The 23,896-nt window shown below is 63.6% G+C and carries 22 protein-coding genes and 1 pseudogene; 17 read left to right on the top strand and 6 right to left on the bottom strand.

Annotation, left to right across the window (positions count from 1 at the left end):
* Positions 1 to 17 precede the first annotated feature (17 nt).
* The 6 genes from C8D77_RS05990 to C8D77_RS05970 form a co-directional block, all read right to left on the bottom strand.
* Complete coding sequence (locus C8D77_RS05990; protein ID WP_170136696.1) at positions 18 to 1,256, bottom strand: CmpA/NrtA family ABC transporter substrate-binding protein; 1,239 nt, start codon at positions 1,254 to 1,256, stop codon at positions 18 to 20.
* Between the two features lie 2 nt (positions 1,257 to 1,258).
* On the bottom strand, positions 1,259 to 1,861 hold the full coding sequence (locus tag C8D77_RS05985) for an ANTAR domain-containing response regulator (RefSeq protein WP_109660189.1): 603 nt from the start codon (positions 1,859 to 1,861) through the stop codon (positions 1,259 to 1,261).
* Between the two features lie 75 nt (positions 1,862 to 1,936).
* A complete protein-coding gene (locus C8D77_RS37490; RefSeq protein WP_170136637.1) occupies positions 1,937 to 2,104 on the bottom strand; it encodes a hypothetical protein in 168 nt (55 codons plus the stop codon).
* Between the two features lie 61 nt (positions 2,105 to 2,165).
* Positions 2,166 to 2,657 carry a hypothetical protein gene (locus C8D77_RS38245; RefSeq protein ID WP_109661325.1) on the bottom strand — a complete coding sequence of 164 codons (492 nt, stop codon included), beginning with the start codon at positions 2,655 to 2,657 and terminating at the stop codon, positions 2,166 to 2,168.
* Positions 2,658 to 2,797: 140 nt separating this feature from the next.
* Positions 2,798 to 4,015, bottom strand: coding sequence for an NAD(P)/FAD-dependent oxidoreductase (locus C8D77_RS05975; protein ID WP_109660187.1), 1,218 nt, complete (start codon positions 4,013 to 4,015; stop codon positions 2,798 to 2,800).
* Between the two features lie 14 nt (positions 4,016 to 4,029).
* On the bottom strand, positions 4,030 to 4,794 hold the full coding sequence (locus tag C8D77_RS05970; protein ID WP_109660185.1) for an HpcH/HpaI aldolase family protein: 765 nt from the start codon (positions 4,792 to 4,794) through the stop codon (positions 4,030 to 4,032).
* Between the two features lie 192 nt (positions 4,795 to 4,986).
* Between C8D77_RS05970 and C8D77_RS05965 the strand changes: the two genes are divergently transcribed.
* The 17 genes and pseudogenes from C8D77_RS05965 (at position 4,987) to C8D77_RS05885 (ending at position 23,802) form a co-directional block, all read left to right on the top strand.
* On the top strand, positions 4,987 to 5,799 hold the full coding sequence (locus tag C8D77_RS05965; RefSeq protein WP_109660183.1) for a shikimate dehydrogenase family protein: 813 nt from the start codon (positions 4,987 to 4,989) through the stop codon (positions 5,797 to 5,799).
* The gene (locus C8D77_RS05960) at positions 5,792 to 6,598 is read left to right on the top strand and encodes an SDR family NAD(P)-dependent oxidoreductase (protein WP_109660181.1); all 807 of its coding nucleotides are present in this window, start codon (positions 5,792 to 5,794) and stop codon (positions 6,596 to 6,598) included. The genes C8D77_RS05965 and C8D77_RS05960 overlap by 8 nt, the downstream gene beginning before the upstream one ends.
* Positions 6,599 to 6,639: 41 nt before the next feature.
* Complete coding sequence (locus tag C8D77_RS05955; protein ID WP_109660178.1) at positions 6,640 to 6,987, top strand: RidA family protein; 348 nt, start codon at positions 6,640 to 6,642, stop codon at positions 6,985 to 6,987.
* 56 nt (positions 6,988 to 7,043) lie between these two features.
* Positions 7,044 to 7,832, top strand: coding sequence for a FadR/GntR family transcriptional regulator (locus C8D77_RS05950; protein ID WP_164757896.1), 789 nt, complete (start codon positions 7,044 to 7,046; stop codon positions 7,830 to 7,832).
* Positions 7,833 to 8,122: 290 nt separating this feature from the next.
* The gene (locus C8D77_RS05945) at positions 8,123 to 8,833 is read left to right on the top strand and encodes an SDR family oxidoreductase (RefSeq protein WP_109660174.1); all 711 of its coding nucleotides are present in this window, start codon (positions 8,123 to 8,125) and stop codon (positions 8,831 to 8,833) included.
* Positions 8,834 to 8,845: 12 nt separating this feature from the next.
* A complete protein-coding gene (locus C8D77_RS05940; RefSeq protein ID WP_109660172.1) occupies positions 8,846 to 9,595 on the top strand; it encodes an SDR family NAD(P)-dependent oxidoreductase in 750 nt (249 codons plus the stop codon).
* Positions 9,596 to 9,665: 70 nt separating this feature from the next.
* Positions 9,666 to 10,616: a LysR substrate-binding domain-containing protein gene (locus C8D77_RS05935; protein WP_109661322.1), complete on the top strand. Its 951-nt coding sequence runs from the start codon at positions 9,666 to 9,668 to the stop codon at positions 10,614 to 10,616.
* 86 nt (positions 10,617 to 10,702) lie between these two features.
* Positions 10,703 to 11,737: an amino acid ABC transporter substrate-binding protein gene (locus C8D77_RS05930; protein ID WP_109660170.1), complete on the top strand. Its 1,035-nt coding sequence runs from the start codon at positions 10,703 to 10,705 to the stop codon at positions 11,735 to 11,737.
* 80 nt (positions 11,738 to 11,817) lie between these two features.
* A complete protein-coding gene (locus C8D77_RS05925) occupies positions 11,818 to 12,981 on the top strand; it encodes an ABC transporter permease subunit (protein ID WP_109660168.1) in 1,164 nt (387 codons plus the stop codon).
* Between the two features lie 3 nt (positions 12,982 to 12,984).
* Complete coding sequence (locus C8D77_RS05920) at positions 12,985 to 14,064, top strand: amino acid ABC transporter permease (protein WP_109660166.1); 1,080 nt, start codon at positions 12,985 to 12,987, stop codon at positions 14,062 to 14,064.
* A gap of 12 nt (positions 14,065 to 14,076) precedes the next feature.
* Positions 14,077 to 14,834 (top strand): annotated as a pseudogene (locus C8D77_RS05915) (amino acid ABC transporter ATP-binding protein).
* Positions 14,835 to 14,884: 50 nt separating this feature from the next.
* A complete protein-coding gene (locus C8D77_RS05910; RefSeq protein WP_109661320.1) occupies positions 14,885 to 16,291 on the top strand; it encodes an FAD-binding oxidoreductase in 1,407 nt (468 codons plus the stop codon).
* Positions 16,292 to 16,407: 116 nt separating this feature from the next.
* On the top strand, positions 16,408 to 18,078 hold the full coding sequence (locus C8D77_RS05905) for a thiamine pyrophosphate-binding protein (protein WP_109660164.1): 1,671 nt from the start codon (positions 16,408 to 16,410) through the stop codon (positions 18,076 to 18,078).
* Entirely contained in the window at positions 18,075 to 20,171 is a 2,097-nt protein-coding gene (locus tag C8D77_RS05900; RefSeq protein ID WP_109660162.1) for a hydantoinase/oxoprolinase family protein, read from the top strand. The genes C8D77_RS05905 and C8D77_RS05900 overlap by 4 nt, the downstream gene beginning before the upstream one ends.
* A complete protein-coding gene (locus C8D77_RS05895) occupies positions 20,168 to 21,787 on the top strand; it encodes a hydantoinase B/oxoprolinase family protein (protein ID WP_109660160.1) in 1,620 nt (539 codons plus the stop codon). Before C8D77_RS05900 ends, C8D77_RS05895 begins: the two co-directional genes overlap by 4 nt.
* Entirely contained in the window at positions 21,784 to 22,986 is a 1,203-nt protein-coding gene (locus tag C8D77_RS05890) for a pyridoxal phosphate-dependent aminotransferase (protein ID WP_109660157.1), read from the top strand. Before C8D77_RS05895 ends, C8D77_RS05890 begins: the two co-directional genes overlap by 4 nt.
* A 3-nt stretch (positions 22,987 to 22,989) precedes the next feature.
* Complete coding sequence (locus C8D77_RS05885) at positions 22,990 to 23,802, top strand: NAD-dependent epimerase/dehydratase family protein (protein WP_109660155.1); 813 nt, start codon at positions 22,990 to 22,992, stop codon at positions 23,800 to 23,802.
* Positions 23,803 to 23,896 lie beyond the last annotated feature (94 nt).

Below are 23,896 nucleotides of genomic sequence, written 5' to 3'. Positions count from 1 at the left end.
GAATGGCGCGGAAATGATCAGGCGTCCGCGCGAGCCGATTTCTGGCCGGCAATGTAGGCGTCGATCTCGTCGGGATCGAAGATCTGGCCGTCGAAGAACCCGTCCGGACCGAGCATAAGGCCCGCGCCTGTCGCGCCGACCGCGGTGGCGACGCGGAGCGCGCCCTCGACTTTCGAATTGGCGCCGGGAAGTGCGACGCCAAGCGGCTTCAGCGCCGAACGATAAAGGTCGGGACGATAGCAATCCCGAGCAATGGCGAGGTTCTCAGGCGTGTGCGCCACATGCCCCCAGCGCACCATCTGCGTGTAGAACCACAGCGCATGGCTCTTCCACGGAAAGTTCGCGGCCTTGTCGAAGGGCAGGAAGAAGTCGTCGATCGTCCGCTCCGCGCCGTCGCCGAGTTGGAGATGTCCAGTCAGGATCGGCATCTGCACGGCCGGCGGCAGGCCGAGGAAACCAGGCTGCGACATGACAGCGGCCAATTCGCCGTGGTTGGCCGGATCCTGGCACCAGCGAGCTGAATGATGCAGCGCGCGCAGCAGTGCGGCCAGTGCCTCGGGGTTCTCGTCCGCCCAGGCCTTGCGCACGCCGATCACCTTCTCCGGGCTGTTACGCCATATCTGGGCCTTGACGGTGACGATGTGGCCGGTGCCGGCGGCGACAGAGGCGCTGTTCCAGGGCTCGCCGACGCAGTAGCCGTCGATCCGCCCGGTGGCCAGCGCGTCGGCCATGAACGGCGGCGGCACGATGACGATCTCGATCTGTCGCGTCGGATCGATGCCGCAGGCGGCAAGCCAGTAGCGCAGTTCGTAATTGTGCCCGGAATGCGGATGCACGACGGCGAAGCGCAACGGATCATGGCCGGCGGCAGCACGCTCGCGAATGAGCGCGCCAAGTGCTGCACCAGCGCGCGCCGGATCGAGATCAGGCGCGGCGCCATGCGCCGCCATGCCGGCCCAGACGGCGTTGGAAATCGTGACGCAATTGCCGCCGAGCCCGAGCGAGAACGGGACGATGGTCTCGGAAGCGAGCGGCGTCAGCCCGAGATTGCAGGCCAGCGGCATCGGCCCCAGCATATGCGCGAGATGGAAGTGGCCGATGGCGATGCGGTCGCGGATGTTGGCCCACGACGTTTCGCGGTGTAGCGTCAGATCGATGCCTTCGCGTGCGGCAAAGCCCAACTCGCTTGCGGCGACCAGCACGGCGCTGTCGAAGAGCGGCATGAAGCCGGCGGTGATCTGGTGCTCGGCGCCCATGCTCATTCGTCCTCCGCCGGTCCCAGCAGCCCGGCGGCGGTCACCAGGCTCTGGGCGATGTCGCTGATCTTGCGGTTCTGGTTCATCGCCGTCTTGCGCAACAGCGTGTAGGCGGCCTCTTCGGAGAGGCCACGCGACTTCATCAGGATGCCCTTGGCGCGATCGATCACCTTGCGGCTCTCGAGCTCATTGCGCGCCTCTTCCAGTTCGCGCGCCATGCGCGAGAAGGCGTTGAAGCGGCTCACCGCCATGTCGAGGATCGGCTTGACGCGCTCCTGCCGCAGGCCGTCGACGACATAGGCCGAAACGCCGGCATCGACCGCCGCCTCGATCGAGGCCTGGTCGGAGCGGTCGACGAACATGGCGATCGGCCGCTTCACCGCGCGCGACAGCTGGAACATGTTTTCCAGCATGTCGCGGTTCGGATTTTCGAGATCGATGACGATGACGTCCGGCTCTATCTCGGCGATCCGCCGCGCAATACCGGTCACGTCATGGATGACGGTGACCCGCTCATGGCCGGCCTCGCGCAACCCCGCCTCGATGATCGCGGCGCGGATGCGGTTTTCGTCGATCACCAGGACGGCGAGTGCGGTTCGGACCATGCATGCATTGTGACCAAGCGAAGGAATTGTGCAATGCGGTATGGTTGAACAATCCCGACATTCGCAGACCAGCCTCTATTCCGCCGCCAGCGCCGTGACCTCGCGGCGGAAGGGCAGTGCGTCGCCGATATCGGCTTCATCCAGCTCGCGAGCGAAGCGGTGGCCGGCGTAGGTTGCCCAGGCGATCGGGCCCGGCGCTTCGGCGTCGCCGATGACCGAACATGGCAAAACGTGCGCTGTCACCGTAATTCTTGCCTAGGACGAGTGGGATATTCAGCCGGCCACAATGTGACCAGTTGGATGGTCATCGCCTGATGAATACGCCCGTGTAGGTCTGGCCGGCAAGCGCAACGGTTCCGGCCAGGGTTCCGTCGGGCAGCATCATAAAACTGACGTCCGCACCATTCGGGAGGCGCCCAAGCTTCAACGTAGTCCCTACAATTTTTCCTGCTCCGGCGGCCTCTCCCGGATTGTTATCGCCCAGCATTCCCCACGCAAAGGTGACCGTCACTTTGCCGTTCGGAGAAATCGTCTGCACAGCGACTTTGGCTTCATCCGTCCCCTCCAATCGTCCAACCCACATGCCCGAAAATGCGGCGTACCTTGTTGGAACGCCCTTCGCAGGGGGAGTGATTGTCATGGATTGATCCATGATTGCGGAGCCAGGAGGGGCAGGTTGAGGAGAAACAGCAACAGTATCTGACGCAGGTTCGAGAGCGGCTGATTGCGGCGCTTCAGGAGCCGATTGGCACGCGGCCAGGGCAAGTGCCGCGAAGCCCAGCATCGTGTTCCGCATCAAATCCTCCACCTCGTTCGCAAGTTGTCGGTGGGCAGCAGAGCCGCCGAATTGCACATCATTCTACACCACCGCCCTATGCATTGCGTATAGCACTTTGCATCCGTGTACCGAGCTTGTCGGCAACTCAAGAGCCGGTCTCAAATCACGGCTTCTTCCAGGAACGGCTCATTGCGCTCTATGCGCTCGTAACAGAACGGCGACAGATCGAGCGTCTGGAAAGACCCGTGGACGATGAGTTCTGAAACGGCCCGACCGACGGCTGGCGACTGTTGCAGCCCGTGCCCGGAGAAGCCGTTGGCGAACATGAAGTTCGTCACCTGCGGGTGGAAGCCGACAATGCCGTTGTGGTCGAGCATGTTGTACTCGTAGTGGCCGGTCCAGCTCGTCTGGACCTTGAGTGCATCGAAGGACGGAATGCGGTGCCAGAGTGCCGGCCAGATGTAGTCGTCGAACTCTTCATGGTGCATTTCAAAGTCATCGTAGCCGGCCGGCCCGTCGCCTTGCGGCGTGTTGCCGGTGAGGAAAAGTTCGCCTTCTGGACGCACGAATGTTCCGGAAAGGTCGATGACATTGGGCATCCGGCCGGGGATCGGGTTGGCGCTGGCGAAGACGAAGCTGTAGCGCTTGTAGGGCGCGACCGGGATCGACAGGCCGGCCATGGCGGCGACCTGTTGCGCGCGTGGGCCGGCGGCGTTGACCAATGTTCCGCAACGAACCGTCTGTCCGGTCGCGAGGCGCACCGAGACGACCCGCCCATCGGCGATATCCAGCCCCGTCACGGCATTGTCGATATACTCGACGCCGCTGGCGCGGGCGGCGCGGCGGAAGCCATTCAACAGCCCCATCGAATCGAACCAGCCCTCTTCCCGGGAGCCCCAGGAACCACCGCCGAGATCCTCCACATTGAGCCAGGGAAAGCGCTCCTTCAGCGGGCCCGGCTCGAGGAAGACCGTGTGGGCTCCGAGACTGCGCTGCAGGTCGACACGCTCGCGCGCCGCTTCGACGCCGTCAGGTGAACAGCAGTAAAGATATCCATGCTCCTTGAAGCCGAGGTCGGGTGCCGGTTCGTCCTTGTAGAAGGGCGCCATCCGCTCCTCGAAACCGCGGATGATCTCGATGCCGAACTGGCTGATCTTCACATTGATCGGATTGGAATATTGCTGCCGGATCGCGCTGGTGGAGAGCGCTGTCGACGAGAACTCGTAGCTCGAGTCGCGTTCGACCACGAGGATCGAGGCGCCGCTGCCCAGCGCCTGGCTCAGCCAGTAGGCGGTCGACGAACCGACGACGGCGCCGCCCACGATGACGATGTCGTAGGCGGTGCGCGACGGCGCTTTGTAGGAAGGGATCGCCATATTCTGTGTCCGGCCTATTGGTTAAACGAAGCGATCAGGGCATCCGAGCCCCGGGCGAGCAGGCCGAGATCGGAACCAACGGCAACCATGGTGAAGCCGTCGGCGAGGTAGCGGTCGGCATCGGTCTTTGCAGGAGCCAGGATGCCGCTGGCCTTGCCTGCCGCTGTTGCTGCCTTGCGCACCGAGGCGATCGCTTCTTGAACGTGCGCCGCACCGGGATTGCCCATCGCGCCCATATTGGTGGAAAGGTCGCCGGGTCCGACGAAGAGGACGTCGACGCCATCCACCGCCGCGATCTCGGCAGCGTTCGCCACGCCCGTCTCGCATTCGATCTGCACGGCCAGCAGTTGCTGCTCGCGCGCCCGCCCATGATAGCCGGCGATGCGGCCGAATGCGTTGGCGCGGTGGGCGACCGAGAATCCCCGGAAGCCGGCCGGAGCATAGGTCATCGCGGCAACGATGCTGCGCGCCTGATCCGCCGTCCGCACATTGGGGATCATCAGGCTGCGCGCGCCGATGTCCATCGCTTGCTTGATCAAATTGGGATCGTCGGAGGGCAGCCTCACCACCGCCTCACTGTCGAAGCCGCCCATGACCTGCAGCTGGGCCATGATGCTGCGCAAATCGTTGGGGCTGTGTTCGCCATCGATCAGCAGCCAGCCGGCTCCAGAGCCTGCGACAATTTCCGTGGTGAGGGCTGAAGCCAGCGAGCACCAGATGCCGATATGGGCTCGCCCGGCTGTCACGGCAGCCTTCAGCGTATTGGGGCGCTCTTGCATTTTCCGGTCAGTCTCCGATGTGCGAAAGGGATGTTGAAATTTGTATGATGTCCTATATCATACGGCAATAATTTGCTGCAAGTGCTGTGCATGCCGACCTTGGTGCAGGGTTTGAGGCCGACCACTCGTCCCTCGTCCAGGCACTGGAGATCCTCAGCGCCCATGAACTGTCAAAAGAAAAGGAGTGAACCGATGCGCGGAACCGGCAAGGCCGACATCTTCGTGATGCTGGCCCATCCCGTGGCACACGCCAAGAGCCCCGGCATATTCAACGAGATCTTCGAGCAAAAGAGCCTCGACAGCCTCATGGTGCCATTGAGCTGCCGCCCGGAGGATTTCGAAACCTTTTGGGCCGGCATCACGGCGGCCGAGAACATCCGCGGTGTCATCATCTCGGTGCCGTACAAGGTCGCGGTCTATCACAAATGCACCGCCGCTCACGACCGCGCCGCGCGGGTGCAAAGCGCCAATTCCGTGCGCCGGCTGCCCGATGGCAGCTGGTACGCCGACAATTTCGACGGCGTGGGCTTCATCGATGGCCTCAACGCAGGCGGACATGAGATTGCCGGCCGCCGCATTCTCCAGGTCGGAGCCGGTGGCGCCGGCGCGTCCCTGGCCTATTGTCTCGCCGAAGCCGGCGCGGAAGAGATCCGCCTTGCGGACATCGATACCGGCCGCGCCGAAAAACTGGCGGCGCTGGTTGCGCTGGTCTTCCCGAAATGCCGCATCCATGTCGGCGAGGCAGATCCTTCCGGCATGCATATGGCCATCAACGCCACACCGGTCGGCATGCATGCCGGCGACCCGCTGCCGCTGGACGTGAGCCGGCTGACCCCGGACATGACGGTCGTGGACATCATCATGGAGCCCGCCGAGACCGCCCTGCTAAAGGCGGCAAAAGAGATTGGCTGCCGCATTCAGCCGGGGCGCCCGATGATGGATTTCCAGGTCCGGGCCATGTCCGAATTCTTCGACATCGAGCGCAAGGGCCGCGGCAATGGCTGAGACATTGACGGCCGTCGTCATCGGCGGCACTTCCGGCATCGGACGCGCGATAGCGCTGCGCTTTGCCGAGGATGGCTACCATGTGGTCGTCGCCGGCAGGGATGCGGCACGGGGCAATGAGGCGGTTGGCGCCTGCAAGGCGGCGGGCGCACCGCGCGCGCTATTTGTCCAAACCGATGTTGCCGAATCCGGCTCGGTGGAAGCGCTGGCGCAGGCCGTCAGCGCTGCGTTCGGCACACCTCAAATCGTCGTCAATTGCGCCGGCATCCTGCAGAGCGGCAAGCACGTCCTCGACCAGGATCTGGACGAGGACGAGAGGATGTGGCGGGTGAATTATCGCGGCACCCTGCTGGGTTGCCAGGTGTTCGGCCGGCTGATGTCGGCTGCCGGGCGAGGCGCGATCCTGAATGTCGGCTCGCTCGCCTCTTTCGCGCCGCTGTCCCTGCCCGCCTACACGCCCGGAAAGCATGCCGTTCTGGCCTTGACCCAGATCCTGGCCGCCGAACTCGGTCCGCATGGTGTGCGCGTCAATGCGGTGGCACCCGGCTACACGCTTTCGGACGGTCTGAAAGCCAGGATCGCCAAGGGAGAGCGCAACCCCGAAGCCATCCAGGCAACCACCGCGCTGCGCCGCTTCGTCGAGCCGCGCGACGTTGCCGAGGCCGCACTGTTCCTCTGCTCCGACCGCGCCGCATCGATAACCGGTGTGACCCTGCCCGTCGACGCTGGCTGGCTCGTTCAGGCGCCCTACGCGCAATATCTGCAGGGAAACCCCATCCGGCAGACGCCGGCAATCTGACCCCATCCAGCGGAGGCCGGAAATCTGACAAGGACAATCCAGTGAGTGACATCAAGCGCTTCGACTTCGACACCCGCATCCACCACGGGGTCATCCACAATGGCACCCTCTACCTCACCGGCCAGGTCGCAAAGCCGGGTCAGTCCGCCGCTGACCAGATGCGCGAGGCGCTCGGCAAGGTCGACGTCCTGCTTGCCAAGGCCGGTACGGACAAGACCCGCATCCTTCACGTGCAGATGTGGCTGGACGACATCAGGGATTTCGACGAAGTCAACACGGTCTGGGACGCATGGATGCCGAAGGAGCACGCACCGGCGCGCTCTTCCGGCGAAGGACGCATGGCCAAGCCCGGAATGCTGGTCGAGCTGATCGTCACCGCGGCGGTTTGAATGGCCTTGCCGGTTCGGGCATCATCCTGCATCTGGCATCGGACTGGGGAACACTGATGACGAAGCGCAAGCCACTTTCCACCGTCGTGGCCGAGAGCCTGTCCGAAAAGATCCGCTCCGGGCAGTTGCTGCCCGGCGCCCAATTGCCGACCGAGGCAGAGCTTTGCGCCGAATACGACGTCAGCCGCACGGTGGTGCGGGAAGCGGTGGCGCGATTGCGCTCCGAGGGCATGGTGGTGCCGCAGCAAGGACGCGGCATGTTCGTCAGCGAAACGCCGGCGCCGCGCAATTTCTCGATACCGGACGAGGCCCTCAGGACCTTGCCGGAAACCATCGCTCTGCTCGAACTGAGATTGAGTGTCGAGGTGGAGTCCGCCGGGCTGTGCGCCGAACGGCGCACCGATGCGGAGGCGAATGCAATCCGGGCCCTGATGGAACAGGTCGACGCCCAGCAGGCGGATCCCGCAGCCGTCCAGATCCACTATGACTATGATTTCCATCTGGCGATCGCCAAAGCCGCAGGCAACGAATTCATCCACGGCTTCCTGAGCTATCTCAGGCCGATGATCGTTCCACGCTTTCAACTGGGTTATGTGGTCACATCAGCGCTCAAGGACAGCTACTACGCCCGCATCCATAACGAACACAAAACCATCGTGGACGCTATCGAAAGGCAGGACGGTCGCGCTGCTCGCCAGGCCATGCGCAAGCATCTGCACAACAGCCTCGGGCGCGTGCGCGCTTTGGCCCGGGCTTCAGGCGTCGCGGCGACCGAGGCCGAGCAGAAGGCGGCCGCGGCATCGCTCTTTACCGATATGAAGAGGCCTGCCCCGACAGGAGGGTGAGGCCGGCGACTTCGCTTCGCATGCGCAGGCGCGTGGACCAGATTGGCCACGCATTGCGAAAGCCTTGTTTTTGCTCTGCCGGCCAGCGACACCCGTTTTCCGACGCATTGAAAGCGCCATTCTCCCAGCGTTTCCTTGGGTTTTCGGCTTCCGCGATTGTGCGGACACCCCAGTAAGTTTCGCAGGCTGAACGGGCTTTCGAAAGTTTATCTTTCCTTTTTGCTGGTTTTCTTGGTTTCGCGGCATCGGCCCAGGCCGCAGACTGAAACCAGGCAATCAGGGAAACCCACGTGACGACAGCCTTCATCACAGGTGCAACGAGCGGCATAGGGCGGGCCATGGCGATCGCGTTGAGCGACGCCGGCTATGACGTCTATGCGGTCGGGCGCAGCCAGTCCGCGCTCAAGGCGTTGCAGGCCGAGCGATCCGGCATCGTGCCCATCGCTGTCGATATCACCGATCGCGAGGCGCTGGAGGCTGTTCTGGCGGATCTCACCATCGACGTGCTGATCAACAATGCCGGGATCATGCCGCCGCTGGGCAATTTCGCCGACATGAAGATCGCCGACATCGACTCCACGCTGGAGGTAAACCTCAGCGCAGCAATCATGCTTACCCGCCTCGTCGTTCCGCAGATGCGCGAGCGGCAGTCTGGCCACATCCTGTTCACCGGCTCCACCGCGGGCCACGCGGCATATTCCAACATTGCCGTCTATTCAGCCACCAAGGCGGCGATCTCCGGCTTTGCCGCCGCGTTGCGCGCCGACCTCTCCCCATCAGGCATACGCGTCACCGAGATCGTCGCCGGCCGTGTCGAGACGCAGCTCTACCAGGACATCCTCGACGCCAAGGCGCGCGCGGCCATGTACGCCAGCAAAGTGGTGCAGCCGGACGACGTGGCCAGAATGGTCGTCGCGGTGCTCGGCCTGCCCGCATGGGCCGACGTTACCCGTTTTGACATCATGCCGACCTGGCCGACCTCGCCAAGCGGCACCAAGTAAGGAAAAACTTGAATGAAGGATCTTTCCGTTCTGATCGTTGGTGGCGGCGCCGGCCTCGGCGCGCTTCTGGCCCGGATGGCTGTAGAGGCCGGAGCGGCGAAGATCGGCATAATCGACATCAACCAGGACGCCGCCGAAGCCGCGCTAGAGCCGGCAAAGGCCAACGGCCTGCCGACCGCGACCGCCCTATGCGATATACAGATCGGTCCTCAGTGCCACGCCGCCTTCGACGCCATCGTTTCGAAGCTCGGGCGTATCGATACATTGATCAATTGCGCCGCGATCTACCCTCGCCGCCCGCTCCTCGAGATCAGCGATGCCGATTGGGACGCCTCCAATGGCATCAACATCAAAGGCACCTACCACATGATGGTGGCGGCCGTTCGCCATATGCAGTCGCAGGAGCCGAAGAGCCATGTGCGCGGGCGGATCGTGAACCTGACCTCTGTCGACGCTTTCAAGGCGCATCCGCAGAACGCCCACTATGCGGCAACCAAGGCCGCCGTGGTCAGCCTGACGCGCTCCTTCGCCCATGACGTCGCAAAACACGGAATCCTAGTGAATTCGGTGGCCCCCGCAGGCATGGCCACGGAGCGGGCCAAGGCCCTCGGCTTCCTGGAGGAACTGGCCAAGGCGAGCCCGCTGGGTCGTGGTGCCGAGCCTACGGAGATTGCCGAGTGGGTGCTCATGACGGGCGGTCCCAAGAACACCTATATGACCGGAGAAAACGTAATTGTTTCAGGTGGTTATATATACGCCTGAGCTGTCTTAGCGGCGCCTGCGGCGCTGAATGATCCAACAGGAACGCAAGCGAAAGGAGGTGGAATACACGATGACCGGCAAGCTCCGCCTTCCGTCGCTGAATGCGCTTCGCGTCTTCCACGCCGTCGCGCAGCACAAGAGCTTTCGGCAGGCGGCGGACGAATTGCTGGTCACGCCGCAGGCCGTCGGACAGCAGATCAAGCTTCTGGAGGATACGCTTCAGGTGACGCTGTTCGAGCGCAAGGGACGGTCGGTCGAATTGACAGAATCGGCCATCCTTCTCTCGCACTATGTCAAAGCCGGGTTCGACGAGTTTTCCGAAGGCGTTCGCCGCGTCACCAAGTCGAACTACCGGGACCGCATCAACCTGAATGCGAGCCCCTATTTTGCGACCCACTATCTGCTGCCTCGTCTGTCCCTGTTCCGGGAGATATTGCCGGGTGCGGATCTGCGCCTGACGACGATGGTCGACCTGCCCGATTTCGGGCGCGACGACATCGATATGACCGTCCAGTGGGGCTACGGCAATTGGCCGGACTACGAGACCATCCTGCTCGTGCCGGACCCGAAGGTCATCTGCTGCACTCCGGCCATCGGCGAAAGCATCAAGTCGGCGCAGGACCTGACGCTGTTCACCTTGCTGGACACCGTCAAATCGAAGCGCCTTTGGCCAGACATTTTACGCCACCTTGCCATCGAGCAGACGGATGGCAACCGAAGCATCAGCTTCGACGACGCCGCAACCATGCGCCGTGCAACCCTGCAAGGCATCGGCGTCGGTCTCGTCTCCGTCATCGACGCTGAGGAAGATTTGAGGTCGGGGGCGCTTGTCGCGCCGGTCGGCCGCGACGCCCTTGCCGATATGAGACCGGAGGAGGTCCCTGGCTTCTACCTGATCGTCCCGCGCGGGCATCTGCGCGTGAAGGCGGTCGCCGCCCTTCATCGATGGCTCGCCCAGCAGGACTGGAGCAGCGACCTGAAGATTTCCTCCGTGCCGAAACCGACCCCGCTTTCCGACTAGGAGCGGCTTTGAGACCGAGCTCCGAAAGAAAACTTTCGGACCTCCAACAACAAGAAACCAAACAGCCTCAACAGTGGAGACGGAACATGAAAACGATGAAATGGGGGGCCGCAGCCATGGCCCTTGGACTTGTGCATTTTGCAGCGCCGGCAGAAGCCGCCGGCGGCAAGACGCTGGAGACCGTCAAGGCGCGCGGCGTGCTCAACTGCACCGGCCATGACGGATCCTATCTCGGCTTCGCCGAAGTCGACGACAAGGGCAACTGGAAGGGCATGGACATCGACCTCTGCCGGGCGGTGGCCACGGCCGTGCTCGGCGACCCGGCAAAGCTGAAGATCGTTCCGATCAGCTGGGCGCAGCGCTGGCCGTCCCTGCAGTCAGGCGATGTCGACATCATCATCAAGGCGTCGGGCGGCACGCTCAGCCGAGACACCGAGCTCGGGCTGCAATTTTCCATGTCCTACTACCTCGGAACCACGAAGGTGATGGCGCACAAGGAGCTCAACCTCAAGTCGCTCAAGGATGCCGCTGGCGGCACGATCTGCATTCCCGCCGGTACCTCGCAGGAACAGCAGGTCGCGGCCTATACGGCCAAGCTTGGCATCAAGCTCGAACCCGTACTCATCGAAAAGACGGAGGAGCTCGAGCAAGCCTATTTCTCGGGACGCTGCGATCTCTATGCGCAGTGGGGTCCGACACTGGCCATTGCGCGCATCGCCAAGAGCAAAGTCGACGACCATGTCATCCTGCCCGACGTGCTCGCTGTCGAACCTGAAGTCATGATCATGCGGCAAGGCGGCGACAATTGGGTCGACATCGCCAACTGGACGCTGAGCACCCTGATCTTCGCCGAGCAGGAAGGCATCACCTCCAAGAACGTCGACGAGATCAAGGCCAAGCCGACCTCGCCGCAAGTCGCAAAGTTCCTCGGCGTCACGCCAGGCATGGGCAAGGGTCTCGGTCTCGATGACGACTGGGCCTACAAGGTGATCAAGAACGTCGGCAATTACGGCGAAATCTTCGAGCGCGACCTCGGCAAGGACTCGCCCTACAAGATGGACCGCGAGCTGACCAACCTTTGGAACAATGGTGGTGTCCTGTTCCCGCTGGTGATCGACTGATCCGCTCTTAACGCATCTCGCGCCGGCCCCGCCCGGCATCTGCCGGGCGGGGCCGGCGACAATTCGGCAAGGATCTTTGGATGGTCAGCCTGCTGAGAAATCAAAAGGTCCACAACGCGCTGTTGCAGGTTCTCTATGTCGGCTCGATCGCCGCGATGGTGCTTGCCGGCATCGTGATCGCGCGCCGCAACCTGGCTGACCAGGGGATCACCTCCGGATTCGACTTTCTGTTCAAGTCGACGGGTTGGGATGTGAATTTCTCGCTGCTGCCCGCCACGGCCAACGATCCCTATTGGTGGTACTTCCTCATCGGCATCATCAACACGCTGTTCCTGGGGAGCGTCGGCCTGATACTGGCGACCATCGTGGGAACGATCGTCGGTCTGGCGCGGACGTCCTCGAACGATTTGGCGCGGCTGCTCGGCCGCACCTATGTCGACATCTTCCGCAACATCCCGCTGATCCTCCAGGTGTTCTTCTGGTACGCGATCATCACGCACCTGCCGACGCCGCGCAGCGCGCACGAAGCCTGGGGCTTCCTGCTAACCAGCCGCGGCCTCTACATTCCATTCCCGAACGTCGGCAGTGCCGCGTTTGCCGCAGCCACGGTGGCCGTTATCGCGGCCATCGTGCTGCCGGCATGGCTGGGCAGGACGTCGCGCCTTGCCCAGCCAATCGGCCAGCGGCATACCATCCAGTTCGCCGCCGCCGCGGCGGCACTTGCCTGCTCGGCCATCATTCTGGCCCTCGGACGTCTGCCGGATACGCCGCTGCTCGACTTCCCCGCTTTGCAAGGCCTCAATCTGAGAGGCGGCCTGCGTATCCCACCGGAGTTTGCCACCCTCGCGATCGCCATCGCCATCTATGGCGGCTCCTACATCGCGGAGATCGTACGCGGCGGCTTCAAATCTGTCGGCACCGGCCAGGTCGAGGCAGCCCTTTCCCTGGGCCTCAGTCCCTGGCGGGTCTTCACGCTGGTGCGACTGCCGCTGGCGCTGCGCGCCATGCTGCCAATCCTTGCCAACCAGTATGTCTGGCTGATGAAGGCGACCACGATGGGGATCGCGGTGGGCCTCACCGACTTCTTCATGATTGTGGCGCTGACGATCAACCATTCCGGGCAGACCCTCGAAGCGATCGGCATCCTGATGGCAGGCTTCCTCGCCATCAATCTCAGCCTTGCCGCCGTCTTCAACCGCATCAACAAGGCAATTGCCCTCAAGGGCAATCAACTGAGGGGCTGAGAGATGGAGATGGTCCTTGTCGCTCCACCCGCTCCCGGCAGGCTCGAGGATCTGAAGCGGCGCTTCTTCGCGACGCCGCTTCAGGCGGTGGTGTCGCTGGCCTGCCTGACGATCATGGTCTTCCTGGTCTGGAAGCTGCTGAATTGGGCGGTTTTCTCCGCTGTCTTCACCACCAGCGGCGGGCCGGAAGCCTGCCAGGCGGCCGCCGGAGCCTGCTGGTCGGTCATCGCAGCGAGATGGCGGATCATCTTCTTCGGCCTCTATCCCTATGAAGAACAATGGCGCTCGGCGCTCGCCTGCGTCGCCGTGGTGGTCATGACGGTGCTGAGCTGTATCCCGGCATTCTGGACCGGCCGCCGGATCGCGCTGGTATGGGGAGCCGGAACGGGCCTTTTCTACGTGTTGATGAAAGGCGGCGTGCTTGGTCTTGCCCATGTCGGCGAGGAAGCGTGGGGCGGGCTGGCATTGACCCTGTTCATCTTCGTCACCACCTGCCTGATCGGCTTCCCGCTGGCCATTTGCCTCGCTTTGCTGCGCCGGTCGGAGCTGCCCTGGATCTCGCGGACCACGGGCCTCATCATCGACGGGGTCCGTTCGCTTCCGCTGATATCGATCCTCTTCACATTTGCCGTGGTTCTGCCGTTCGCGCTGCCGCAATGGCTGCAGGGCGACAAGCTTTACCGCGTGATCCTGGGCTCCGCTTTGTTCTTCTCCGCCTATCAGGCGGAGATCGTGAGAGGCGGCATGCAGGGCGTCGCGACAGGACAGGAGGAGGCTGCCATGGCGCTTGGCATGCGCTATTGGCAACGCATCAGTCGAATCCTGTTGCCTCAGGCCATGCGCAACGCAATGCCGGCGACGATCAACCAGTTCGTCATCTCGTTCAAGGAGACCTCGCTGGTGGTCATCGTCGGATTCTTCGAGATCCTGGCCTCCGGCAATGCCGCCTACGGCACCGGCGAATGGCGCTTCGCCTATGTCGAAGTCTATGCCTTCATCGCCTTTATCTACTTCATCTTCGTCTTCAGCCTGTCCCGCTATGGCGCCTTTCTCGAGCGCCGCATGTCGGTCAGCGAACGGTAAGGAGGCGTGCAGGTGATCTCGACCAATTCGACCGGTGAGCCGGCGCTCCGCATCGAAAACCTCGACAAATACTACGGCACGTTCCACGCGCTGCGCGGGATAAACCTTTCCGTAAAGCGGGGCGAAAAAATCGTCGTCTGCGGCCCCTCCGGCTCCGGCAAGTCGACCATGATCCGCTGCATCAACCGCCTCGAACAGCACAATGGCGGCCGCATCGTCGTGCTCGGCACCGAGCTCAACGACGACGTCGGCAACATCGATGAGATCAGGCGCGAAGTCGGCATGGTGTTCCAGCACTTCAACCTGTTCCCACACATGACGGTTCTGGAGAACTGCGTGATCTCTTCAATGATCGTGCGCAAACAGCCGCGGGCGCAAGCCGAGGCGACCGCCCGGCGCTATCTGGAAAAGGTGCGCATTCCCGAGCAGGCCCTGAAATATCCCAGCCAATTGTCCGGCGGCCAACAGCAGCGGGTCGCGATTGCGCGTGCTCTTTGCATGCAGCCGCAGATCATGCTGTTCGACGAGCCGACCTCGGCGCTCGATCCCGAAATGGTCTCCGAAGTGCTTGACGTCATGGTCACGCTTGCTTCGGAAGGCATGACGATGATCTGTGTGACCCATGAGATGGGCTTTGCGCGCCGCGTGGCCGACCGGGTGCTATTCATGGACGGCGGCGAGATCCTCGAAGAAGCGCCTCCGGACGAGTTCTTCACCTCGTCCGCAACGAGCGCACCCGACAATTCCTGTCGCAGGTGCTGGGCCATTGATTGGAAGCAACGATCCGAATGCGTCACGCCGCACGCCTTCAGGCATCTCCATGATTGATCCCGCCACCGCGCTGCACGAGATTCTCGGGCCGAAAGGCTGGCTTTCGGGCAGCGATGCCGAGCCTTACCAGCGCGACTGGCTCAATCGCTACGGCGTCGCACCGCTGGGCGTTGCCACGCCCGCGGATACGTCTGAGGTTGCCAGTGTTGTCAAACTCTGCCGCGAGGCCGGACTGGCAGTGGTCCCGCAAGGCGGAAACACAGGGCTTTGCGGCGCCGCCGTCGCCCAGCAGTCGAATGCGGTGATCGTCTCGCTTTCGCGCATGACGGCGATCGGCAATCCGGATCTGGACAGCGGATCGATCGTCGTCGAAGCCGGCGTCGTGCTGGCCGCGCTGCACGAGGCGCTGGAACCGGATGGCCTGATGTTTCCAATGCATCTCGGCGCGGAAGGCAGCGCCAGGATCGGCGGCCTGATTGGCACCAATGCCGGCGGCAGCCAGGCTTTCCGCTACGGCATGATGCAGGATCTCGTTCTGGGTCTCGAAGTCGTGACGCCTGATGGCAGGGTTTGGGACGGACTGCGCGCGGTGCAGAAGGACAATGCCGGCTATCAGTTGCGCAAGCTGTTCTGTGGCGCGGAAGGCACGCTCGGGATCGTGACGCGCGCGATCCTGCGGCTGTACCCCAAGCCTCGGCAGCAGGCGAGCGCCCTTCTGGTCCTGCCCGGCTTTGCCGCCGCTGTTTCGTTCGGTGCTTTCCTGCGCGGCGAGGCCGGGGAATTCCTGACTGGCCTCGAGTTCTTCTCCGATTTCGGCCTGCAACTGGCGCTCAAGCACTTGCCCGACCTTGCCTACCAACTGGAGGCACGGGGCGACGTCTATCTGCTGGTCGAACTGGCATCGGGATCGCTACGTGTTCCCTTGGACGAGATCCTGGCTTCGGCGCTGGAATGGGGCATGGAACAGGGCCTGGTCGTCGACGGCGCGCTGGCGGCGACAGGTGCGCATCGGGCACAATTCTGGCGGCTGCGCGAGGAGCAACCGGAGGGACAGAGGCTGGAAGGCGAGCAGCTCAAGCACGACATCTCCGTCCCTCCAGCCGCAATCGCCCGTTTCGTCGAGGCAGGCGCGAAGATCTGCGGCGGCATTCTTCCCGGCGTGCGGGTAAACCCGTTCGGGCACCTTGGCGACGGAAACATCCATTACAACTTGTCGCCGCCGGAAGGTCGTGCCGATTTCGACGGCAAGGCCGAGCTGTTCGCCGAGGCGCTGTCATCTCTTGCCACGCAGATGGGCGGCAGCTTTGCAGCCGAGCATGGACTTGGCCGGGCCAAGGTCGCCATGGCCGACCGCAATCGAGGCCTGGTGGAGCGAGAGCTCATGGCGCGGCTCAAGGCTGTGTTCGATCCGCTGGGCACAATGAACCCGGATGTCCTGGTGCGCGTCTCTCAGTAAAGAAAAACTTTCGAATAGACGGCATTTCTTGGTTTCGTCTCGATCCGCCAGCGTGCAGGTATGAATCCGAAAGGCAGGCTCGGTCCGCTTGCCGCCTGAATGAAGGATGTCGAAGCATGATCCGCAATGGCGGTCGCCTCCTTGTCGAGTGCCTGATCGCGCTCGGCGCGACCAAGAGCTTCGGCGTGCCGGGCGAAAGCTACCTGGCCGTGCTGGACGCGCTGCACGACACTCATGGAAAGCTGGACTACGTGCTGTGCCGCAACGAGGGCGGTGCGGCATTCATGGCCTCGGCCTATGGCAAGCTGACGGGCTCGCCGGGCATCTGCTTCGTGACGCGCGGACCGGGCGTTGCCAATGCGTCCATCGGCGTGCACACGGCGATGCAGGACAGTTCGCCGATGATCGTCTTCGTCGGCCAGGTCGGCACCGACATGCGCGGCCGTGAAGCGTTCCAGGAGATCGACTACCGCGCCGTGTTCGGCACGATGGCGAAATGGGCCGTGGAGATCGACGATGTCGAGCGCCTGCCGGAAATCGTTGCCCGGGCCTGGACCACGGCGCTCACCGGGCGGCCCGGCCCGGTGGTTATCGCCCTGCCCGAGGACATGCTGACGACGCTGACCGATGTCGCCGCACTCAGCGGACCGGCCAGGATGTTCGAGGCGGCGGCCGATGCCGATGCGCTGGCCGAGGCCCGCTCCATGCTTGCCGCCTCGAGCAGGCCGGTCATCCTGATCGGCGGCGCCAACTGGTCCACTGACGGGCGCGCCGCGCTCCAGGCTTTCGCCGAAACCTCCGACATTCCGGTGGTCGCGGCGTTCCGCTTCCAGGATCAGTTCGACAATGGCTCGCCGGTCTTCGTCGGTGAGGCGGGCGTCGGCATGGTCCCGCATGTCAAGAAGCTGATCCGCGATGCCGATTTGATCCTGGCGATCAATGTGCGCTTTGGCGAGATGACCACGGACGGCTACACGCTTTTGTCCGTGCCCGAGCCGAAGCAGAAGCTGATCCATGCCCACGGTTCGGATCGCGAGATCGGCAAGATCTACGTGCCCTCGCTTGGCATCCATGCCGGGCCGAACGCCTTCGCCAAGGCGCTCTCGCCGATCAAGGGCGACTGGGGCGCGTGGCGGTCGCAGGCACGCCAAAGCTATGAGGGCACGTTCACGGCTCCGGCCCAGCCGGGCCCCGTCGACATGGTCGAGGTCAGCCGCTGGCTGCGCGAGACACTGCCCGATGACGTGATCCTGACCAATGGCGCCGGCAATTTCACCGTCTGGCCAAACAAGTTCTTCAAATTCGGGCCGAAGGCACGGCTGCTCGCCCCGCAATCCGGCGCCATGGGCTACGGCCTGCCGGCGGCCATCGCGGCCAAGGTGGCTTTTCCCGGACGCACGGTGGTCTGCTTTGCCGGCGATGGCGATTTCCAGATGAACTGCCAGGAGCTGGGGACGGCGATGCAGGCCGGGGCGCAGCCCATCGTGCTGATCCTGAACAACGGCATCTACGGCACCATCCGCGCCCATCAGGAGCGGCATTATCCGGCGCGCGTGTCGGGAACGAACATCGAGAACCCGGATTTCGTCGGCATCGCCCGGGCCTATGGCTTCCATGCCGAGCGGGTCGGCGCGACCGGGGATTTCGCCGGCGCTTTCGGCAGGGCGCTGGCGTCTACGACCGGCGCGGTCCTGGAGCTGGATATCTCGCCCGAGGCGATCACGCCGCGTCAGACCCTTTCCCAGATGCGCGACGCAGCGCTCGCTTCGCAGAAGGCCAACGCATGATCAGCACGGCAAATGACATCCGTCTCGGCGCGGATATCGGCGGCACGTTCACCGATATCGTGGTCGATGTGCGCGGCACGATCTTCTCGACCAAGATCCTGACCAACTATGCCGCGCCAGAGCAGGCCATCCTCGACGGGATCGAGATCGTCGTGCGCGACGCCGGCATCACGCTGGCGGACCTCGACATCGTCATCCACGGCACCACGCTGGCGACCAACGCGCTCATCGAACGGCGCGGCGCCAAGACGGCGCTGGTCACGACCGAAGGGTTTCGCGACGTCATCGAGATGCGCACGGAAAACCGGTTCGAACAGTATGATCTGAACCTGAAGCTGCCACCGCCACTGATCCCGCGCGAGCATCGCTATACGGTCAAAGGGCGCATCGGCGCGGATGGGCGGGAATTGCAGCCGCTGGACGAAGTTGCACTCGACGAGATCGCCGACAGCATCGCCGCCGGCGGCTTCGGCGCCGTCGCCATCGGCTTCATTCATTCCTACATGGACGCGGTGCACGAGCGGCGGGCGCGCGAAATCCTCGCCGGAAAGCTGGACATACCGATCTCCATCAGCGCCGAGGTCTCGCCGCAGATGCGCGAGTTCGAACGCTTCAACACGGTTTGCGCCAATGCCTATGTGCGGCCGCAGATGGCCGACTATCTGGTGCGCCTACAGGTGCGGCTGAAGGAGATGGGAGCGAACTGCCCGGTGTTCATGATCCACTCGGGCGGTGGTCTGATCTCGGTGGAAACCGCATCCGAATTTCCGGTGCGCCTGGTCGAGTCCGGTCCGGCCGGCGGCGCCATCTTCGCAGCCGACGTGGCGCGGCGCTTCGACCTGGACTCCGTCGTCTCCTACGACATGGGCGGAACGACTGCGAAGATCTGCCTGATCGAGGATTATTCCCCACGCACGGCGCGGACCTTCGAGGTCGCCCGCACCTATCGCTTCTGCAAGGGCTCCGGCATGCCGATCTCGATCCCGGTGATCGAGATGATCGAAATCGGCGCCGGTGGCGGCTCGATCGCCTGGGTCGACGCCATGGGGCGCATCCAGACCGGCCCGGAAAGTGCCGGGTCCGAACCCGGTCCCGCCTGCTACGGGCGCGGCGGCAGCCGCCCAGCCATCACCGATGCCGATCTCGTCCTGGGCAAGCTCGATCCCGACAATTTCGCCGGCGGCGCCATCAGGCTCGACACGCGGGCGTCGGAGGAGGCCATCACCCGCGATGTCGGCACCCGGCTTTCGCTCAATTCCGTTTCCGCCGCCTTCGGCATCTGCGAGGTCGTCGACGAGAACATGGCCAATGCCGCCCGCGTCCACGCGGTGGAAAACGGCAAGAACATCTCCGACAATGTGATGATCGCCTTTGGCGGCGCTGCGCCCCTGCATGCGGCACGGCTGTGCGAAAAGCTTGGCGTGGAACAGTGCCTTGTTCCGCAAGGCGCCGGCGTCGGCTCGGCCATCGGCTTCCTCAAGGCGCCGTTCGGCTATGAGGCGCTGGCTTCCAAGCTGATGCGGCTGTCGCGTTTCGATGCATGCGAGGTGAATGCGCTGCTCGACGGGCTGAAGGCCACCGCCGAGAGCTTCGTGCGGGCCGGCACGGATGGCGCCATCACCCGCGAGATCACCGCCTTCATGCGCTATGCCGGCCAGGGTTGGGAAATCCCGGTGCCGCTGCCCGACAGGCCGTTCACGCCCGGCGATGAGGTCGGCGTCAAGGACGCCTTCAGGGACAATTACGCGCGCTTCTTCGGCCGTGCCATCGATGGCCTCGACGGGTTGGAAATCGAGATCGTCACCTGGTCGGTCAAGGCGCAGGACGTACGGCCGGCCCCCGCCAGGCACGAGATCAGCATGGGGACCAGGACTGTTACCGCCTCGCAGACGCGCGAGGTTTTCGATCCGGCGACCGGAACGGTCCAGGTTTCAGCCATCATCGAACGCGCCGACCTTTCGCCGGGGGATCGCATCAGCGGCCCGGCGGTGATCGTCGAGCGTGAGACGTCAACGGTCGTCACCACCCTCTTCGATGCCGTGCTGCAGAGCGACGGTTCGATCCTCCTGATCCGCAAAGGCGTCCAGGCATGAGCGACATCTTGGAAATCCGGATGCAGGTGATGTGGAATCGCCTGATCTCGGTGGTCGAGGAGCAGGCACTGACCCTGTTGCGGACAGCCTTCTCCACATCGGTGCGTGAATCGGGCGACCTGTCGGCCGGCGTGTTCAATCCGCGCGGCGAGATGCTGGCACAAGCCGTGACCGGCACGCCCGGGCATGTGAACACCATGGCCGAGGCCGTGCTGCAATTCATGAACGAAATCCCGCGCGAGGAGATGTACGAAGGCGACACCTATGTCACCAACGATCCCTGGAAAGGCACCGGCCATCTGCATGACATCACCATGGTCTCGCCCTCGTTCCTGAACGGCGAACTGGTGGCGTTCTTCGCCTGCACGGCCCATGTGGTCGACGTTGGCGGACGTGGCTTCGGCGCCGACGGCAAGTCGGTCTACGAGGAAGGCATCCAGATCCCGATCATGAAGTTTGCCGAGCGCGGCAAGGTGAACCTCGATCTGGTGAAGATCCTGCGCGCCAATGTGCGCGAGCCGAACCAGGTTGTCGGCGACTTCTATTCGCTGGCCGCCTGCAACGAGGTCGGCCACCGCCGCCTGGTCGACATGATGAAGGAGATCGGTCTGGCATCGCTGGACAGGCTGGGAGAGTTCATCTTCACGCGCACCCATGACGCGACGCTGGAGCGCATCAAGGCGCTGCCGAAAGGCACCTGGTCGAACGAGCTGGTGACCGACGGCTACGACACGCCGGTCACGCTGGTGGCCGCCGTCTCGATTGGCGACGACCATTTGAATGTCGACTTCTCCGGAACCGATCCGATAAGCCGCTGGGGCATCAACGTTCCGATCATCTACAGCAAGGCCTATGCCTGCTACGCCCTGAAATGCGTGGTGGCGCCGGAGATCCCGAACAATGCGGCCTCGCTTGCTCTGTTCACCATATCGTCGCCGACCAACATCCTGAACGCCCCGCGGCCGGCGCCGGTCTCCCTGCGGCACGTCATCGGCCATATGGTGCCCGACCTGGTGCTGGGCGCGCTGGCCAAGGCGCTGCCGGGTCAGATCCTGGCCGAAGGCGCGGCGGCACTCTGGAACATCCACATTTCGGTCAGGCCGGTCGCCGGTGGCGACGGGCGCCGCGCCGAGGTGCTGATGTTCAATTCCGGCGGCATGGGCGCGCGCCCGACGCTGGACGGGCTTTCCGCCACCGCCTTTCCGTCCGGTGTCCATACGATGCCGATCGAGGCCACCGAGCACACCGGACCAATCGTCATCTGGCGCAAGGAACTGCGTCCCGATTCCGGCGGCGATGGGGAATTTCGCGGCGGCCTCGGCCAGATCCTCGAAATCGCGGCCACCGAAGGCCACGAGTTCGATTTCTCCGCCATGTTCGACCGGGTCAAACATCCAGCCAAGGGCCGCAATGGCGGCAAGGACGGGATTGCCGGCATCGTCAGACTCGACGATGGCACGCTGATGCGCCCCAAGGGCTGGCAGCACGTTCCGGAAGGGCGTCGTCTGGTTCTGGAACTTCCCGGCGGTGGCGGCTATGGCGATCCGGCCAAGCGCAGTACGGAGGCGCGGGCACAGGACGTGTCCAGGGGCTATATTTCGGAGAAAAGCCGATGAGCTACATTGCTTCGCGCCTGTCGGTGGTCAAGCCGTCGGCTTCGATGGCGGCCTCGCAGGCGGCCAAGGCGCTGAGGGCCAAAGGCGTCGACGTCATCGACCTTGGCCTTGGCGAACCGGATTTTCCGACGCCAGCTCACATCATCGAAGCGGCCTATGCAGCCGCAAAGGCGGGCCAGACCCTCTACACCGCCGCAGCCGGCTCGCCGGAAGTGCGCGAGGCCGTGGCCGGGAAGTTCAGGCGCGAGAACGGACTGGACTACACAGCCGACGACATCGTCGTGGCCAACGGCGCCAAGCAGATCATCTTCAACGCGCTGATGGCGACGCTGGAACCCGGCGACGAGGCCATTCTGCCCGCACCCTATTTCGTATCCTATCCTGAGATGGTGAAGCTGCTTGGCGGCACGCCCGTCACGGTCGAATGCGGGGAAAGCGGCGGCTTCAGGCTGACGCCCGAGCTCTTGGAAAAGGCGATCACGCCCAGAACCAAATGGCTCTTCCTGAACATGCCCGGCAATCCATCCGGCGCGGTCTACTCGGCCGACGACCTCAGAGCGCTAGGTACTGTCCTTGCCAGGCATCCGCAGGTGCTCATCCTGTCCGACGAGATCTATGAGCACATCATCTTCGATGGTCGCGAATTCGTCTCCTTTGGCAAGGCCTGCCCGGACCTTCGGGACCGAAGCCTTATCGTCAACGGCGTGGCCAAGGCCTATGCAATGACCGGCTGGCGCGTCGGTTACGCAGCCGGGCCGGCGCCACTCGTCAAGGCGATGTCGACCATCCAGAGCCAGTCTGTCACCTCGGTCTGTTCCATTGCTCAGGCGGCGACGGTCGCGGCGCTGAACGGCCCGCAGGACGAGGTGGCTCGTTTCCGCAATGCATTCGAGGCGCGCAGGAATCTGGTGGTCGATGGCATAAGACGCATCAACGGCCTGACGCTTCCACCGCCGGAAGGCGCCTTCTATGCCTATGTCGGCTGCGCCAGCCTGATCGGCCGCAAGACACCCAAAGGCGTCGTGCTGAAGGACGATACGGCGGTGGCGACCTATCTCCTGAACGAGGGCCGCGTGGCCTCGGTTCCCGGCGCTGCTTACGGACTTTCACCCTATTTCCGCATCTCCACCGCCACCAGCGAAGAGGTGCTCGCCCAAGCGATCGCGCGGATCAACGCCGCCGTCGCGCAAGTGGAGTAGACCATGCCCCATTACGAACGCATCCTGATCACCGGCGCAGCCGGCCGCCTCGGCTCGGAACTGCGAAAGGGGCTGGTGCCGCTGGCAAGAACCATCCGCCTGGCGGGTCGCGAACCGTTCGGCGACCTTGCCCCGCACGAAGAAGAGGCGGTCTTCGACCTCGCCGACATGGAGGCGACAATCGCAGCCACCAGGGATTGCGACGCGATCGTGCATTTCGGCGGCGCGCCGCTTGAATGCGCCTGGCAAACGATCCTGGATTCCAGCATCCGTGGCTCCTATCACATCTACGAAGGCGCCCGGAAACACGGTGTGAAGCGCGTCATCTATGCCTCCTCGGTGCATGCCATCGGCTACCATGAAGTCGAAGCTCATATCGGCATCGACGCGCCGGTGCGTCCGGACAGCCTCTACGGCGTCTCGAAGAATTTCGTCGAAAGCCTGAGTCGGCTCTACTGGGACAAGTTCGGCATCGAGACCGCGTGCCTGCGCATCTTCTCGTCCTTCCCCGAGCCGGCCGACCGCCGCATGCTGTGGTCGTATCTTTCTTTCGCCGACTGCGTGCGCCTGGTCGAGGCAGCTCTTACCGCGCCGCGTGTCGGCCACACGATCTCCTTCGGCATCTCAGACAACAAGCTGAAGATGGTCGACAACAGCGGCGCAGACCATATCGGATTTGTTCCCCAGGACAGTGCCGAGCCGTTCCGCGCAGCGGTGGAGGCGAGGACGCCGGTTCCCGATCCGAAGGCACCCTCGGTGAAATATCTGGGCGGCTGGTTTTGCGAACTAGGCCACCCGGATGACAAACCCGCATGACGGTCAAATAGCGCGACAGCCAACTCGCGACCGGTCTCGCAAATTTCCTGCATTGTTTCGTACGGCCCCGCGACCCAGCCATAAGCGGTTCGAG

Source organism: Mesorhizobium loti, assembly GCF_003148495.1.
GTDB classification, from domain to species: Bacteria; Pseudomonadota; Alphaproteobacteria; order Rhizobiales; family Rhizobiaceae; genus Mesorhizobium; species Mesorhizobium loti.
Note: the sequence above shows the minus strand (reverse complement) of the source record. Positions and strands in the feature narration are given on the sequence as shown.